At 40.4% G+C, this 16,328-nt stretch carries 15 protein-coding genes and 1 tRNA gene; 9 read left to right on the top strand and 7 right to left on the bottom strand.

What is annotated here, in order from left to right:
- Positions 1 to 153 precede the first annotated feature (153 nt).
- The 3 genes from KJA62_RS04330 to KJA62_RS04320 are packed head-to-tail and all read right to left on the bottom strand — an operon-like array spanning position 154 to position 2,119.
- Complete coding sequence (locus KJA62_RS04330; RefSeq protein WP_213318782.1) at positions 154 to 585, bottom strand: ATP-binding protein; 432 nt, start codon at positions 583 to 585, stop codon at positions 154 to 156.
- Positions 572 to 1,147, bottom strand: a complete 576-nt coding sequence (locus KJA62_RS04325) for a lipopolysaccharide-assembly family protein (RefSeq protein ID WP_213318781.1) — start codon at positions 1,145 to 1,147, stop codon at positions 572 to 574. Before KJA62_RS04325 ends, KJA62_RS04330 begins: the two co-directional genes overlap by 14 nt.
- A 12-nt stretch (positions 1,148 to 1,159) precedes the next feature.
- Entirely contained in the window at positions 1,160 to 2,119 is a 960-nt protein-coding gene (locus tag KJA62_RS04320; protein WP_213318780.1) for a tetratricopeptide repeat protein, read from the bottom strand.
- A 150-nt stretch (positions 2,120 to 2,269) separates the two neighbouring features.
- Between KJA62_RS04320 and KJA62_RS04315 the strand changes: the two genes are divergently transcribed.
- A complete protein-coding gene (locus KJA62_RS04315) occupies positions 2,270 to 3,151 on the top strand; it encodes a hypothetical protein (protein WP_213318779.1) in 882 nt (293 codons plus the stop codon).
- On the opposite strand, the gene dnaE is transcribed toward KJA62_RS04315, so the two are convergent.
- Together dnaE and uhpC are read right to left on the bottom strand one after the other, a co-directional pair.
- Positions 3,152 to 6,853 (bottom strand): DNA polymerase III subunit alpha, encoded by a 3,702-nt coding sequence (gene dnaE, locus KJA62_RS04310; protein WP_213318778.1) that lies wholly within the window; start codon positions 6,851 to 6,853, stop codon positions 3,152 to 3,154.
- 24 nt (positions 6,854 to 6,877) lie between these two features.
- Positions 6,878 to 8,230: an MFS transporter gene (gene uhpC / locus KJA62_RS04305; RefSeq protein WP_213318777.1), complete on the bottom strand. Its 1,353-nt coding sequence runs from the start codon at positions 8,228 to 8,230 to the stop codon at positions 6,878 to 6,880.
- A gap of 584 nt (positions 8,231 to 8,814) precedes the next feature.
- Here uhpC and hisS point away from each other — a divergent pair.
- Genes hisS through KJA62_RS04285 form a run of 4 tightly spaced genes read left to right on the top strand, consistent with a single transcriptional unit; the run spans position 8,815 to position 13,155 of the window.
- Positions 8,815 to 10,110, top strand: coding sequence for a histidine--tRNA ligase (hisS, locus tag KJA62_RS04300; RefSeq protein ID WP_213318776.1), 1,296 nt, complete (start codon positions 8,815 to 8,817; stop codon positions 10,108 to 10,110).
- A complete protein-coding gene (gene aspS, locus KJA62_RS04295; protein WP_213318775.1) occupies positions 10,085 to 11,842 on the top strand; it encodes an aspartate--tRNA ligase in 1,758 nt (585 codons plus the stop codon). The genes hisS and aspS overlap by 26 nt, the downstream gene beginning before the upstream one ends.
- A 49-nt stretch (positions 11,843 to 11,891) precedes the next feature.
- Positions 11,892 to 12,686, top strand: a complete 795-nt coding sequence (locus tag KJA62_RS04290) for an FKBP-type peptidyl-prolyl cis-trans isomerase (RefSeq protein ID WP_213318774.1) — start codon at positions 11,892 to 11,894, stop codon at positions 12,684 to 12,686.
- Position 12,687: 1 nt separating this feature from the next.
- A complete protein-coding gene (locus KJA62_RS04285) occupies positions 12,688 to 13,155 on the top strand; it encodes a tRNA (cytidine(34)-2'-O)-methyltransferase (RefSeq protein WP_213318973.1) in 468 nt (155 codons plus the stop codon).
- Positions 13,156 to 13,162: 7 nt separating this feature from the next.
- Here KJA62_RS04285 and trxA read toward each other — a convergent pair whose 3' ends face one another.
- Positions 13,163 to 13,471 (bottom strand): thioredoxin, encoded by a 309-nt coding sequence (gene trxA, locus KJA62_RS04280; RefSeq protein WP_213318773.1) that lies wholly within the window; start codon positions 13,469 to 13,471, stop codon positions 13,163 to 13,165.
- 59 nt (positions 13,472 to 13,530) lie between these two features.
- Positions 13,531 to 13,614: transfer RNA gene (locus KJA62_RS04275), tRNA-Leu, on the bottom strand.
- Positions 13,615 to 13,855: 241 nt separating this feature from the next.
- Here KJA62_RS04275 and KJA62_RS04270 point away from each other — a divergent pair.
- The 4 genes from KJA62_RS04270 (at position 13,856) to KJA62_RS04255 (ending at position 16,327) form a co-directional block, all read left to right on the top strand.
- Positions 13,856 to 14,572, top strand: coding sequence for a DUF2709 domain-containing protein (locus KJA62_RS04270; RefSeq protein ID WP_213318772.1), 717 nt, complete (start codon positions 13,856 to 13,858; stop codon positions 14,570 to 14,572).
- Complete coding sequence (tsaE, locus tag KJA62_RS04265) at positions 14,551 to 15,015, top strand: tRNA (adenosine(37)-N6)-threonylcarbamoyltransferase complex ATPase subunit type 1 TsaE (protein WP_213318771.1); 465 nt, start codon at positions 14,551 to 14,553, stop codon at positions 15,013 to 15,015. Before KJA62_RS04270 ends, tsaE begins: the two co-directional genes overlap by 22 nt.
- An 8-nt stretch (positions 15,016 to 15,023) precedes the next feature.
- Positions 15,024 to 15,773 (top strand): putative quorum-sensing-regulated virulence factor, encoded by a 750-nt coding sequence (locus KJA62_RS04260; RefSeq protein WP_213318770.1) that lies wholly within the window; start codon positions 15,024 to 15,026, stop codon positions 15,771 to 15,773.
- A gap of 83 nt (positions 15,774 to 15,856) precedes the next feature.
- A complete protein-coding gene (locus tag KJA62_RS04255) occupies positions 15,857 to 16,327 on the top strand; it encodes an acyl-CoA thioesterase (protein WP_213318769.1) in 471 nt (156 codons plus the stop codon).
- Position 16,328 lies beyond the last annotated feature (1 nt).

The following is a 16,328-nucleotide window of genomic DNA, read 5'->3' as shown; positions in this document are numbered from 1 at the left end:
ACAAATATCGCCATTTTTAGTTTTGTTTTTCAACACGTAGTTAGAGACATGGTAGATAAAAAATAGATTTATGATTCTGGGGTTTACCGTTTAATTGATTGTACATAAAAGGATCTAATAAAGGCTTTTGTTTTAAGAAGCAGGTTTTGATAGCTATTCTTTGTTAAAATAGGTATAAATACGCAACATATTGGTATTGTTAAGCCGTTCATAGCGCACTTCATCTACGGATGAACGGGCGAGGAAAATTCCTAATCCTCCAGGTTCTCGATCCTTCAAGGGTTTGTCGGTTGGGGTTTCTATAACAGCTTGAGCGGGATCAAAGTGTCTTCCATGATCTGTGATTGTCACTTCAAAATATTCTGAAGAATTTCTACATAGAATATTGATGATCCCTACGGAAGAGGCAGTATCGTACGCGTAAGAAATGATGTTAACTAAAAATTCCTCGCAGGCTAGTTCTAGTTTGGCTAGACGATTTTTGCCTAGAGCAGTTTTTTTTCCAGCTCTTTTAACAAAATCCAGCATGTTATGTAGCTCTCCCATAACAGCCGGGAAGGTTTGTTGGACTTTAGACAAGGTCATAGTACATCTGTTTCGCAATTAGTTGAGCTACGGTTGTCAACAATGTCTTTCGAGCGCTTTTCTTAGCCTCTCCATACATTTCGTATTGGCCCAGAGAAAAATCATGAGCATTTTCTATTCCAACATCGGGCTCAAAATCAAAGACAACTTCATTAGAGAACACTCTCTTAGTAAAAATAATTTCTCCGGAAGAAAGTTTTCTAAGTTTTACGTCTGCAGTGAGTGAAAGGCGTCCTTCGTCAGATACTAGGAAATGTTTTTGAATCTCTTCTCCTTGCTTATTCGGGGCATAAGAAAAACCAACATTACGGTCAACCTCCTTTATAATTTCTACCAGTAGCACATAGTCGGCACAATCCTCGGAGCTAATACAGAAGTTTCTGCTAACCAAAGCATTAGTTATGGCAGAAAGAAACTCCCCCCCTAGATCATTTTGAATGGGACATACATATATGGGGGCTTGGCCCCACGAATTGCTAAGAATACTTTGCGGTTGAACAAAGGTATAACCAATACAGGAGGATAATGAACAAGATAGAATTAAAAAGAATAGAAATCTCATGAGAGTGAAGAACTAAGCTTTTCGAGACAATCTTGCTATACGATTATCACACTTGGCTACCCAGGAGGTCTCTGGATACAAGGAAACTACGGTTTGGTAGTAAATTTTGGCGGCCATAGGCTTCTTTTTCTTTTCGTAAAATTTCCCTGTGCCATAGAGACCTTTAGCATGACATTCTTCAATTTTACGGATGTTTTCGTTTAAGACTTTGACTGCAGGATGATTAGGGTGTTTTTTTACAAACTTGTCTAAGTTAGCTTTGGATAACGTTAAGTAGGTCGTATTATGTGGTTCGGGAATACTTTGAATCACATAAATTTCAGATATCGCTATATATGCTTTTATGGCTAATTCATGCGAAGAAAATTGCTTAGTCAATTTCTGGAAAACTTTTAACGCTTCATCAAATTCTTTTCTAACCCGAAGGAGTTCTCCTTTATAAAATAAAGCGACAGCTCCCAGATTTTCGAAGGGATGTGCTGAAAGGACCTCGTTATAAATATTAAATGCATCTTGATCCGCATTTTCAAGCTTTGGAAATCCCTCCAAAGCAAATAAATGCTTACGTCTTCCCTGCGCAAAATTGGCAGCAATTTGTAACTTCATTTCAAACAGCTCCTGTGAGTAGGCCGCTTCAGGTAGGGATAAGTAATTACTTAGCAGTTTATTAGCTAAATCAAATTGTTCTCTCTTCAGGTGGCATTTTCCTGCCAGCAACAGGGACTCAGGAAGTAGTTCGTGACCGGGAAAATGGTTAATGATAATTAGGAAACAAGTGAGAGCTTTATGGTACTGACCTCTGGCTAAGAATTGCTTGCCATCTTCCATGTAACGTTCGGGCGAGTATTTTGGGGAAAACCGTTTTGTAGAAAGCTTCCCTCCCATAAATGGTTCAAAAGCAATAGGCTTGCTTTCTGTCAAGGAACAATAAAACAAAGAGGAGAAAAGAAGTAGGACGACTGCACGATTCATAATTCAAAACTCATAAAACCTAATAGGCGATCATAGAAAAGTAAAAGTGAATTTGTCAAATCCCTTGTGATTATATTGTTTAAGAACTTTTGTTTTTTTTATTTGATAAAAGATTTTTTTGTTTATTAAAATAATAATTAAAGGTGTTTTATGAAAAAGATAGTTTATTCTGCTTTTATCCCAATTTCTCTTCTTTTTTTAGGTATTTTTTTGTGGGATAACTCTGTAAGAGCGAGAACTATAATGACTGCTTCGGCTCGTTACGGTAGAGAGGTATTCAATAAAGGGACCCGCATCGCTAAAAAAATGATAGGCAGCGAACAAATCTTTATCATAGAAAGATCATATTCTCCCGAGCAAGTGATAGAAAACCTAAAGTACAAAAATCAAGACCTTTACTTGGAACAATGTTTTTTCCCTTACGTGCTTCTCAAAGCTAGGTACCAGAAAGAAGTCCCTTCCAGAAGTGGAGATTATGAAATTTTGGAAGGTGTGTTGTTATGGAGTCTTGTCAATGGGGAAGTTGTTTTGGATACAGAGACTTGGAATTGTTCCCAAGGGTTCAGAGAATGCCTAATTTCTAAAGCAGACAGGCATGATATGCTCATTATGCAAACGCTGATATCTATGGGGGGATCAATGAATAGAGAACAGCTCATAGAGCGATTGGCTTCAAAAAATTTCCACGTGGCTAAGTCAATCAAGAGTTGCCACAGGAAAAAGTTAATCTTTGTTCAAGGAGACAGGGTGGGAATTCCTTTTAGGAAGTTTCAACCCTTAACTAACTGTATGACAACTATGAATCGGTCTTTGGTGTCTCTTATGAAGCCCAAAGGATCAATAATGATTGCTGAAAAACACAGTGAAGATGATATTCGCTCGTTGGCTTCAAAAGTTTTTGGGAAAAACTTTTATGTGATAGATACAAAAAAAGTTTTCGTCCCCGCTTACAGGATCACCACAAAAGGAACAGACGGATCACAAAGAACAGAATTTATTAACGCTATCAACGGGAGAAAATTAGATTCTTAACTACTCTTTAGCTACCGTCACTGGTAACCCTAACCCTTCCAGTTCTCGAGCTAAACCTTCTAAATCTTCTGATACGTAGAAACTTTCATCAGGAGAAACGGTTCCTACCAAAGTATCTTCTCTTGTAAAAACTAACTTTAAGGGAATATCTCCAGAGTAACTTTGAATTAGATCTTTTAGAGTCACTATGTGACTGTGTTTTATTTGTCGTAAATCCATACTGAGAACAGTAGTGTGCTTTTTCATCGCGGGAGCCTGTTTTTTTTCTATCGAGTTAGAAGGTTGAGAAGTCATGTACGCGACTTTTTGCATTTGAATTTTTATTTTCTCGAACGCTTCATCGCATTCCGTAATGATATTCTCATTTACAGTAGCTAAATCTGCCATCCACTTGCAATGTAAACGCAGAGATTCTCCACCTCGTCTGTCTATGGTTAGAATAGCATAAATGAGGCGATCCTCTTCCAATAAAGTTTGTTTTTCTTCATACAACTCGGGCCATATAGGCAATTCAACAGAATCTTCTCCATCACTAACTCTAAGGACTGCAAATCGTCTTTGCCCTTTCGAGGAAATTTTGGTGACAACTTTGTCTATGATAAATGTTGTCCTCACAGTTGCAGCGTGAGGAAGGTTCTCAAATTCGCTAAAAGGAACTCCGGAAAGTCGAGGAATAAGGTGTTTAATAGCATCTAGGGGATGCTCTGTAAGATAAATTCCCAACAGTTCTTTTTCTTTTTTCAGTAGCTCTCGCTTACTTCTAGAAACAAAAGAAACATCTTTCTTGATTACTGGAGAGTCTTTTTGCATGGTTTTCAGAGAAAAGAAGGTCATCACTCCAGAAGCAGCTTCCTTTTTCTCTTTGGCCACGGATTCGTAGATGGTTTCTGTTAAGGCCAAAGCTTTATCTCGATTGGGTTCCGAAAAATCAAAACATCCTGCATCTGTAAGGCATTCTATGGTTTTTTTTGAAACTTTCTTCAAATCAGATCTGGATATAAAATCATAGATATCTTTGTAAGGTCCTCGGGCTAGACGTTCCTCTAAAATGCTCTCTACGACACCTTTTCCAACACCTTTAATTCCTGTAAGAGCGAAACGAATACCTTGATCCGTAGCCACAAAATCTAGGTCCGATTCATTGATGTCGGGAGGTAATACAGCAATATCCATGTTTTTAACTTCTCGAATTAACTTTCCAACCTTCTCAATGTCATCTCGATCAGAAGTTAATAATGCAGCCATCCACTCTCTAGGATAGTTAGCTTTTAGGTAAGCAGTTGTGTAAGTAATAAGACCATAGGCTGCTGCATGAGATTTGTTAAACCCGTAGGAAGCAAATTTTTCCATTTTGTCAAAAATGGTTGTTGCTAATTGAGAATCGATACCATTGTTACAAGCTCTTTCACAGAAACGCGCACGCTCTTTCACCATCTGCTCAGCATCTTTCTTCCCCATGGCTCGCCGTAAAACATCACCTTCACCTAATGAATAATTGGCGAGGGAACCTGCTATCTGCATAACTTGTTCTTGATAAACCATGATTCCGAACGTTTCTTTAAGGATACTCTCCATTAAAGGATGGTCATATTCTATGATTTCTTTCCCAAACTTCCTGTTGATAAAAGAAGGGATCATGTCCATGGGACCTGGGCGATATAAGGCTCCTATAGCGATAATTTCCTCAAATGTATCTGGGCGTAAGTTTTTAGCTAACTCTTGCATGCCCTTGGATTCCATTTGGAATATGCCAAGAGTCTTTCCCTGGTGTAGGAGAGCGAAAGTTTTCAGATCATCAAGAGGAAGATTACTAATGCTAAGTTGCGTGCCAGTCTTTTTTTGAATTGAGTTGATTGCTAACCGAATACTGGTGAGAGTTTTTAATCCTAGAAAATCAACTTTCAACATGCCAACACTCTCGACGGGTTTCATTGAGTATTGTGTGGTGATCATGGAAGAGTCTTTTGATATGCAGATAGGAATTTTATCAATAAGCTTCTCTCCACAAATGATAACACCAGCTGCATGCACACCAGTGTTTCGAATAGAGCCTTCTAATTTGAGAGCCATATCAATGATCTGAGTAGCATCAGGATCATGAGTGTACAGATGGTTTAAATCAGGGTCTATCTCTAGAGCTTTTTCTAAAGTTGTATTTAAGTCTGGGATATGTTTGGCAATTGAATTTACTTTAGACAGAGGGATATCTAGCGTGCGTCCCACGTCTTTAATGGCCATCTTGGCTTTCATCGTGCCAAATGTGATAATTTGAGCAACATTCTCTCTGCCATGTCGTTCCAAAGTGTAATTGATCACATTTTCTCGCCCAGACATGCATATATCGATGTCAATGTCAGGGTAAGAAATTCTTTCAGGGTTAATAAATCTTTCAAAGAACAGGTCAAACCGTATGGGTTCGATCTCCGTAATACCCATTAAAAAGAGCATGACAGACCCAGCTCCGGAGCCCCTTCCAGGCCCTACAGGGATGCCGTTAGCTTTGGCCCAGTGAATAATATCCCAAACAATGAGTAGATAATCGCACATTCCCTTAGGGATGATGACAGACATCTCACTTTCCAGACGTTCCTTAACTACGTTCATTGGGTCTTTGCCTGGAAATTTTTTTGCTATGTACTCTAAAACTTCAGGAGAATATTTCGTTTTCAATCCTTCATCGCAGAGCTGTCTGAGAAACTTAGCAGATGCTTCATAACGTTCTTTCTCAGTATAGGAAGTCCCCTTGAGTTCTTCTGGGACGTATATGGGGTAATGTTTTTTGTCAAAATCTAACTCAAGGTTACACTTCTCTGCGACGATGTTGGTATTTGAAATAGCCTCTGGAATATCAGAAAATATAGCTAGCATTTCCCCAGGAGACTTAAAATAGTATTCTCTTGAAGGATAGAATTTTCGTTTAGGATTTGAGACATACGTATTTTGCTTGGCCGTGCGTATGGTTTCTCCGCTCTGAATGTTTAGAAGGATTTCATGGGCTAGCCAATCATCAGGATGGATGTAATGGATGTCATTTGTGGCCACAACAGGAATAGAAAATTTTTTGCTGGAGGCGATTAAGGCAGTGTTAACCTGTTTTTGTTGTAAAACAAAGTTTTTATGTTCTTGTCTCAGCCATTCTTCATCAATTTTTTCTAAAGAATCATCCGACATCTCGTGAAGTTGTAGTTCTAGGTAGAAATCCTCTCCGAAGAGATCATGGAACCACCGTATTTCTGTTTCCAAAGAATCTGGGGCGTGAAGGATGGCTTGAGGGATAGATCCACTGAGACAAGCTGATAAACAAATAAGGCCCTCGTGATATTCTGCTAATAAATCTTTATCCACTCTTGGAAAGTAGTAAAATCCTTCAGTAAATGCTAAAGAAGATAATTTACAGAGATTTTGATAACCTAGATCATTTTTACAGAGTAAAATTAAATGATGAGCAACTCGTCGGTGCTTTTCTTTCTTTTTTTCAAATCTAGAATTTGGAGCTACATAAAGCTCCGCTCCAATGATAGGCTTGACGCCATGCTTCGTGCATTCTTTGTAGAAAGGAATAGCTCCATAGAGATTTCCGTGGTCCGTCAAAGCCAAGGCGGGAATACTAAACTCAACGGCTTTCTCTACTAGGCTGTTTATTGAATTTGTTGAATCCAATATAGAGTATTGAGAGTGACAATGCAAAGGGATCCAGTTCAAAATAACTCCCAATACTATAACAGTTTAAGTTCTATCTTCCTGCTTAGGGGAGGCATTCCATGTCGGTAAGAATAGAAGCAACGAGGTTGCGCCACAGGCCAATAAAGCAGCAAAGAATCCTTGCCAACCAAAATCTTGAGCAACTTTTCCCAGGGGATAACCGGCGAAAGCTGCTCCAAAATACGCAAACCACCCAGCAAAGCCACTGGCCGTTCCCGCGGCTTTTTTGTGCGATAGCTCAGCAGCCGCCAAACCAATCATCATTTGGGGGCCGAATAAGAAGAAACCTATTGTAAAGAGCAAAGATCCATCGATCCAAAGGACATTCAAATCCCGATAAAACCACATTCCTGCTATGGAAATGATCAATCCTAGGGAAAAGAGGACGTTCATAGGTCCACGCTTTCCTTTAGAGACCTTGTCCGACAGCCAACCGGCTATTAGCATCCCAAACAAGCCACCAATTTCGAACAACGATACACAGAAATTGGCTTTCACAGGAGCATAGTGTTTGGTTTCTATTAAGAATAGAGCGCTCCAGTCATTGACAGCCATTCGTACTACATAAACGAAGAACGAAGCCAAAGCTAATAACCAGATCCACTTATTAGAGAGCACGTACGTAAATAGGATTTGCTTTGTCGATAGCTCTACTTCCTCCTCTTCAGTGACGTTTGACTCCTGGGTATTGGGAAGAGGATCATTTCGGTGTTTTTCTATCGCAGGAAGACCTAATGATTGAGGCGTGTCTCGCAAACGATTGATTAGGATCAGTCCCATGCCAATACAGAGTACTCCTGGAATGTACATGGCACCTCGCCAACCACAACAATTAACTGCCGCTCCTGTCAGAATTGGAATTAGAGCGCCGCCAATATTGTGGGAAGTGCTCCAGATGCTCCACCAAGTGCCCCTTTCAGATTTTGAATACCAGTGTGTTAAAAGTCTCGCGCAAGGAGGCCATCCCCAACCTTGAAACCAACCGTTGACTCCCCACCAAAGAGCAAAAAGAGGAATGGTAGAGGACATGCCGAAGAATATATTTGTAAACCCCGTAGCAATTAGACCAAACGCCATGAAGTAACGAGGATTGGATTGATCGGACATAACCCCACTGACAAACTTACTAACTCCGTAAGAGATGTAGAGGGTACTGCCAATGATACCTAGTTGTGCTTTGTCAAACCCCAAATCTGCCATTAAGGTGGGCATAGCAAAGGTGAAGCTTTTTCTTGTGAAGTAGTAAAAAATATACCCCACAAACATACTATAGAAGATTCTAAGCCGCCAATATCTATACTTCTTTTTGACAATTTCCGGGTTGTCGATCTCTGCGATATGCTGCGGAGGTCGAAAGAAACTAGGTAAGATTCTCATGGATTCTCCTTATCCTAAGATTTGATCCACATTTAAAGTATCGAGCGAAGGTACTTTTTGTAGAAATCATTGGGAATAAAGACGCCTTCCCTCCCACACTAGCATAGGTAGGAGGAAAAAGACAAGAGAGGAAATAATGGATAGTTTTTCATTTTGAAGCATACGCTACCAAATTTATGTAAAAAAGTTTTTAATTTGAAACATTTTGCTTGATTAGGAATTTTTTTAAAGCGATCCGACCTTTTCAGTAAGGACTGCTTGTTTGACTTAATTAATAGGGGGTAAAAATGAGACTCTTAAAGAGAAGGTCCTTTGTAGTTCTTTGTGTGGTAGGTTTTATTTTGCTTTCCGCAGGAGCTTGGTTTGTAAAATTTGTTTGTTGCCGATCTGCTTTTTCCCCCAGGGGCGTAAGTATTTGTTTTGAAAATCGAGGCGGGATTGTAAATCCTGAGATACAAGAATCAGAAATTATTCAGCCCCTTTTTTTGACTTCTTCTGACATGAGTCGGGTTTGATTTTGCGATTTAATCAACGAATGGAGTATCCTTCCCCAATTTAGTAGAGGTAATTCAGAGAGAAGAATTATGGGGTCCTCACTTCCGAAAGGAGTCTTTGATATTCTCCCAAGAGTTCTTGATGCGGAACATTTGTGGCGGTCTTCAGGGGTTTGGCGTCACGTGGAAGCCGTTGCTCGGCATCTCTGCGATTTGTATGGGTTTCAGGAGATTCGCACACCAGTGTTTGAAAAGACTGAGGTGTTTCATCGAGTTGGAGAGCATACAGACATTGTTCGAAAGGAGACTTACACTTTTCTTGACAGGAAGGGTAGGTCCATTACTTTAAGGCCGGAGGGGACCGCCGCGGTAGCGAGAGCCCTAGTGGAGCATCGACTTTACGAAGGTGTCAAAGAGAATAAATTTTTTTATCTGGCTCCCATGTTTAGGTATGAAAGGCAGCAGGCCGGTCGGTATCGTCAGCATCATCAGTTTGGAGTAGAGGCTATTGGAATTAAACATCCACTTAAGGATGCGGAAGTAGTCTCCTTATTATGGGACTTTTTTTCCTCCTTGGGTCTGAGAGATGTTCAACTTAGAGTAAACTATTTGGCCAGCGGAAGTTCGAGGGAGAGTTATTCTCAGAAGCTGAGGGAGTTTTTTTCAGATTGCTATGAGCAACTTTCTCCTATTAGCAAAGAGCGTTTTTCTACGAATCCCATGAGAATTTTAGATTCCAAAGAACCTGAAGATATTCTTCTCTTAAAAACTGCCCCTTCCGGGGTTGATTTTCTGGAGGATGCAGATCGGACGTATCTAGAAGAGGTTTGTACGGCTTTAAAAGGAAGAGGTATAAGTTGTTCGTTAGACCCTTTATTGGTCCGTGGTTTGGATTACTACACGGGGTTTGTTTTTGAAGCTTTTATCGAAGGGATTGGTGGGCAAAACTCCATCGGGGGTGGTGGGCGCTATGATAATTTAATTGCTGAGTCGGGAGGGCCGAATATTCCAGCCTTTGGTTTTGGAATAGGCGTAGAAAGGGTTATACGCACTTTGATGCAACAACAAGCTCCTCTCCCTGGAAAAGGCTTTTCTTGCCGCTTATTGCCAATGGGGAGAGAAGCAGAAGAATTTTGTTTCTTATGGGCAAATTCTTTGAGGCAAATGTCGATTCCTGCAGAAGTAGATTATTCAGGAAGAAGTGTTAAGAGTATGTTGAAGAGCGCTTCTATAGAAAACATATCTTTCATCTGCGTTGTTGGGGAAGAAGAGTTAAGAAATAAACATTTCATTTTGCGAAATATGAGGGATCGAAAGGAAGAGAAGGGCTCTCAAGAGGATATTAAGGAAAAATTGCTTTATGAAATACAGAACGCACAATTGTAATGAATTGTCTTTGGTTCACGAAGGACAGATAGTAAAACTTGCAGGATGGGTCCATAGATTCCGAGACCATGGAGGAATTCTTTTTATTGATCTTCGGGATAAGTTTGGGATTACCCAGATTGTTTGCAGCTCGAAAGACGCACCAGAACTTCATAAAGTCATGGATTCTTTGCGTTCGGAATGGGTAATTGCCATCGAAGGTCGGGTGAGAAAGCGCTTAGAGGGAATGTCGAATCCTAATTTGTCTACTGGAGAAATAGAAGTTGAAGTCCAGGGGTTAACGGTGTTGTCAAAGTCTGAGGTTCCACCTTTTTCCATCTGCGATGATCATGTAAACGTGAACGAGGAGTTGCGACTACAATATCGTTATTTGGACATGCGTCGAGGGGATATTTTATCAAAGTTGTCTCTGAGACATCAGCTGATGATGGCTTGCAGGAAATATATGGATAAGAAAGGTTTCACTGAGGTAGTGACCCCTGTTCTTTGTAAGTCGACTCCTGAAGGCGCTAGAGATTACGTTGTGCCTTCCAGAGTGCATCCGGGAGATTTTTATGCATTGCCTCAATCTCCTCAAATTTTCAAGCAATTGTTGATGATAGGGGGATTAGATAAGTATTTTCAAATAGCAACTTGTTTTCGTGATGAAGATCTTCGCGCTGATAGGCAGCCGGAGTTTTCTCAGATTGATATGGAGATGAGTTTTGCTACTCAGGAAGATCTTTTTCTTCTGGTGGAAGGTCTTGTAAAAGAACTTTTTTTAGCCGGAGGAGTGGAGATTCATGGGGCTTTACCCAGGATGACTTATCAGCAAGCTATAGATGAGTATGGGACGGATAAACCGGACCTTAGATTTGGAATGAAATTGAAAGATTGTCGAGCTTATGCAAATCAATTCACCTTTTCTATTTTCTTAGATCAGCTTGCGTCGGGAGGTACGGTTAAGGGATTTCGTGTTGAAGGTGGCGCTGATATTTCCAGGAAGCAGATAGATGGTTACACAGAATTCGTTAAAAGATATGGGAGTCAAGGACTTGTTTGGATCAGGAAAATTAACGGAGAAATTTCATCTAATGTTCTTAAATTTGCAAGTAAAGAGGTTTTTGAAACACTTTTATCCTTCCTAGAGGTTGAGGAGGGGGACGCAGCCTTTTTAATAGCTTCTTCAGACAAGATAGTAAATCAATCTTTAGATCATCTGAGGCGGTTGATAGCCAAAGAGAGAGGTTTGTGCGATCCTGGTCAGTATGCTTTTATTTGGGTAACAGATTTTCCTTTGTTTGCGGAGGAAGACGGAAAAATAGTTTCAGAACACCACCCCTTTACTTCACCTCATGAGAAGGATATTGAATTTTTAGAAACAGACCCCCTTAAAGTTCGTTCTTCTGGTTATGATTTAGTGTTAAATGGGTATGAAATAGCTTCTGGGTCGCAAAGAATCCATTGTTCAGATTTACAACAACAAGTTTTTCGTGTACTAAACCTTTCTTTAGAGGATATTAAGAATAAATTTGGATTTTTTACGGAGGCTCTTCGTTTTGGAACTCCTCCTCATTTAGGGATTGCTTTGGGGTTAGACAGGATAGTCATGATTTTAGGAAAAGCTGAGGGTATTAGGGAGGTTATAGCTTTCCCAAAGACCCAAAAGGCTACAGATTTAATGATGCAGGCGCCTTCGGAGATCGGTTTAGAACAAATGAAAGAGTTACATATTCGAGTTAATCCTTCTTAGAGAGGGAGGCTTGGTTGTTTAGAAAATAACCTATACCACGAGAGGTATTATGAAAAAACAGTGGGGTTTAGTTATTGCTGGGCTGTTGATTTTGGTCACAAGCTGCTCTTCTAAATCTTCAGTTCGTACTTTAGCACGTAGCTTAGGATTAGGAGATAAAGATGCTGTTGCGGAGAAAGAAATTTCTCAAAGCGATGAACAAATGGAAGAAAGTAAAAAGTTATCTAGAACATTTGGGCACCTGTTGGCTAGACAATTGTCAAAGTCAGAGGATATAACGTTTGATCTGATTGAGGTTGCCAAGGGAATGCAGGATGAAATGTTAAGTAAAGCAGCTCCATTGTCTCAGACTGAATATGAGGAGAAAATGACGATTTTACAAAAAGAAATTTTTGAAAGAAAAAGCTCTGAAAATTTATTAGCAGCAGAGAATTTTCTTAAAGAAAATGCGAAAAAAACAAATGTCATAGAAGTGCAAGAAAATCTTTTACAATACAAAATTATAGAGCAAGGTTCGGGTGAAGTGCTCAAGGGAACCCCTACCGCATTACTACACTACCAAGGTAGATTTGCGGACGGAAAGGTGTTTAGCAGTTCCTATGATTTAAAAGAGCCCATTCTTTTACCTCTTCATCAAACTATAAAGGGTTTTGCTCTTGGAATGCAGGGAATGAAAGAAGGGGAGAAGAGAGAGTTGTATATTCACCCTAGTTTAGCTTATGGAACAACTGGCAGTTTGCCTCCGAATTCCCTATTAATTTTTGAGATAGAATTGATTAAGGTAAATGGGGAAGAGGTTGCTGCTGCTCAAGATGACAAGGCAAGCTCGCAACCCTCTTCTTAATATGAAGGTGGTACTATTTCATCCTGATATTCCTCAGAACACGGGGAATATTGGGAGGTCTTGTGTAGCTTTAGGGGCATCCTTAGTTCTGGTTCGTCCGTTGGGCTTTTCTATTTCGGATAAAATGCTCAAGAGAGCAGGGATGGATTATTGGCCCCAGTTGGATTTTTCTGTGGTGGATTCTTTGGAGGAGGCTGTTCAGGGCGTGCCCTTGAGTGAGGTTTTTCTTTTGTCTACCCGTGGGAAAAAATACTATGCTGAAGTGCAGCTGCCGCTTTCGGGAGTTTATATTTTTGGGTCTGAATCAAGAGGAGTTACGGAAGAGATCTATAGGAAATATCGTGATCAGTGTTTAACAGTTCCTATGCAAGGGGGAACAAGATCACTGAATTTGGCGACGACTGCGGGCATTGTCATGTACGAAGTCGTGCGCCAAAACTACAGCCAGTGGCAAGCAATTTTCGCCTGAAAACCTTTTACCGATGTTTCTCGATCATTTTAATTAGATACGCTTTGTCTTTAAGCCCGACAACTCGTTCTACTTCTTTGCCATCTTTGAACAGGATGAGAGTGGGGATAGAGGAAATACCGAGAGCTCCAGCTACCTTAGAGTTTTCGTCAATATTAATCTTTCCCACGGAAAGTCCCGAGATTTCGCTGGCAAGTTCTTCAATAATAGGCGTCAGCATCCGGCAAGGACCACACCATTCTGCAAAGAAATCTATTAAAACTAACTTGGACGCGACGAATGCATCGAAAGAATCGTCGGAGACAATTTTAACCATAAAACCTACCTTAAGGATATTTGCAAAGTCTCAGGCTTCTCTTGAGGGTAGAAGCCACATGCAACCAAGAAGACTTGAACTTCCACGAGCCAAAGCTCACTAGAACCTGAATCTAGCGCGTCTACCGATTCCGCCATGGTTGCAAATTCGAGGCGAATTGTAGACTTAAGATAAAAAAAAAACAATGGCGAAACTCTTATCATTGAGAGTAAGAAATCCTCCTTTCTGATTAACATAATTCCTTCGATATGATAGAATCAGCCGCTGAAATGACCTTGGCGTAGTCCTTAGTTTCGTGTATTAAGTTTAGGGTTCTGTTCTCTTCTGAGGACCTCTGAAGACAGAAGAGGAGGTTTTCTTTTGGGCCGATCTGGAAGGATAGATATGAATGTTTCTGGAAGTGTAAAAAAAAAATTGCTGCAGTTCTTAAAGGAGCAGAAGCGGCCGGAGTTGCTGACTGCTTACCTCTTCTATCTGGAGAAGGAGCTATCCCTAGATCCCGTAGTTTTTGTTAAGGATAAGATTATTTTTAAATCTCCTGAAGATGCCGTCAGGATTCTAGAGGAAGAGAAGAAGCTTTGGAGGGAAACGGAGATACGCATCGGGGTAGGGAAGCCTTCCGTTAATGAAGAAACCAGGCGGATATATATATGTCCATTTACAGGAAAGGTTTTTGCTGACAATGTGTACCGCAACCCCCTAGATGCTATTTATGATTGGTTGGCGAAATGTCCTGAGAACACGGAACGACAGGGGGGGGTCCGAGTTAAAAGATTTTTTGTCTCAGATGATCCTAAGGTTATAGCTAATTATATCCAACCGCCGAAAGCTCCTAGAACGAAGGTTGTTTTTGCTTCGGTGATTACCGGTAAGCTGTTCAATAGTTTGCCGGATCTGATTCAAGATTTCAAAAAGTCCTATCTGCGTCGCATGATGCTTGTAGAAGTACAAAATCAAAACAAATTTCAGTTAGAAGGAAGCTTTTTGTCTTTGTTACAGGGGTACCTAGAAGAAGAAAAAATTGCGGAATTTGTAGAAGTATTAGCAGAAGATACATCTTTCCATGAGTACATTAGTGAATGGGTGGATGCCGACGAATAGAAAGCTACTCTAGGGAGGAAACCCTTCTAGCTGGAGAAAGATTGGGTAGAGAGCTCCCTATGGGCTGCTTGGTGTTGTTGTTCGGGGACTACGGCGTAGGTAAAACCGAGTTCGTTAGAGGGGTTGTTGAGGGGTATCTCGGGGACCATGCAGGTAGAGAAGTAGCCAGCCCCTCCTTTTCTGGGCTTTTTACTTATGAGAACAATGGGCGCAGGGTTTTGCACTACGACTTGTACCGTTTTTCTAATCTCTTTGACACATCAATTTTTGAGGACGCGGAAGATTCGGATATTCTATGCGTAGAGTGGCCGGAAAAGATGGGGGAAGTTGCCGCGACTTTTCGGGAGATCGTGGAGGTGCGTATTGTGTCTTTAGGAAAAAATAGAAGAGATATTGCTATAACATCCCCTAGGAATGATCTGTGGGGCTGTAGAGAAGGATAAAAATTGGCATGGGACTATTAAAGGATACTGTTTTTGTTTGTCTTGACTGTGAAATGACAGGACTAGATGTAAAAAAAGATCGTATCATAGAAGTTGCTGCAGTACGGTTTACTTTCAAGGAAGTGTTGGATTCTTTTGAAACTCTCGTAAATCCGGAAAGATCTGTTTCTGTAGAGTCCCAACGTATACACCATATATCCGATGCCATGTTAGAAGGACAGCCAACTATTGCAGAGGTGTTACCTAAGTTAAACTCTTTTTTCAGAGATGGAGATTACATCGTAGGTCATAGTATTGGGTTCGATTTGGATGTTCTAAGTCAAGAAGCCAAGCGAGTAGATCAGCAATTTTTTTCTAAATATTGTGTAGTAGACACCTTACGGTTGGCTAAGGAATATGGGGATAGTCCTAATAATTCATTAGAGTCTTTAGCGATGCATTTTAATGTCCCTTATAATGGTAATCACCGAGCCATGAAGGATGTGGAAATTAATATTGCGATATTCAAATATCTTTGTAAGAGGTTTCGCACCGTTGAGCAAATCAAGGAAATATTAGCTAATCCGATTAAGATGAAATACATGCCGTTAGGGAAGCATAAGGGACGGTGTTTTTCCGAAATTCCTCTAACCTATCTGCAATGGGCAGCGAGGATGGATTTTGATACGGACCTCTTATATTCTATCCGCAGTGAGATAAAACAGCGCCAGAAAAAGATAGGTTTTTCTCAGGTTGTTAATCCTTTTTCTGATCTTTAATTAGACAAATCAAGATTCCCTTGATTTTCTTTATAATCAGGATTAGTATCCACCTTTTATTCCTTTTACCCCTTTATGTCGTCGTGGTTAAGAAGAAGCCGGTTTCGTTTAGTCGTATCGATAGTCACATATACAAAATTTTCCCCAACGATTTAAATGCTAACAATACGGTCTTTGGAGGGCTTCTTATGAGCATTTTGGATCGATTAGCTCTTGTCGTAGCAGAGAGGCATACTGAACGCATCTGCGTAACAGCGTTTGTAGATGCACTTAGGTTCTGTGCTCCGGCGTTTATGGGAGAAACGTTAATATGTAAGGCTTCAGTGAATCGAACTTGGAGGACTTCCTTGGAGGTTGGTGTAAAAGTTTGGGCTGAAAATAGCTTTCGACAAGAAAGAAGACATATTACGTCGGCGTATTTTACTTTCGTAGCTGTTGATGAGGAAAACAAACCTACGGAAGTTCATGTTGTAGTTCCTGAAACAGAAGAGGAAAAACGGAGATATGAAGAGGCAGATGTCAGAAGAAGAAGTCGATTAAATTCTGATAAATAAT

Source organism: Chlamydiifrater volucris (assembly GCF_902806995.1).
GTDB lineage: Bacteria > Chlamydiota > Chlamydiia > Chlamydiales > Chlamydiaceae > Chlamydiifrater > Chlamydiifrater volucris.
This window is presented reverse-complemented; position numbering and strand designations above follow the sequence as displayed.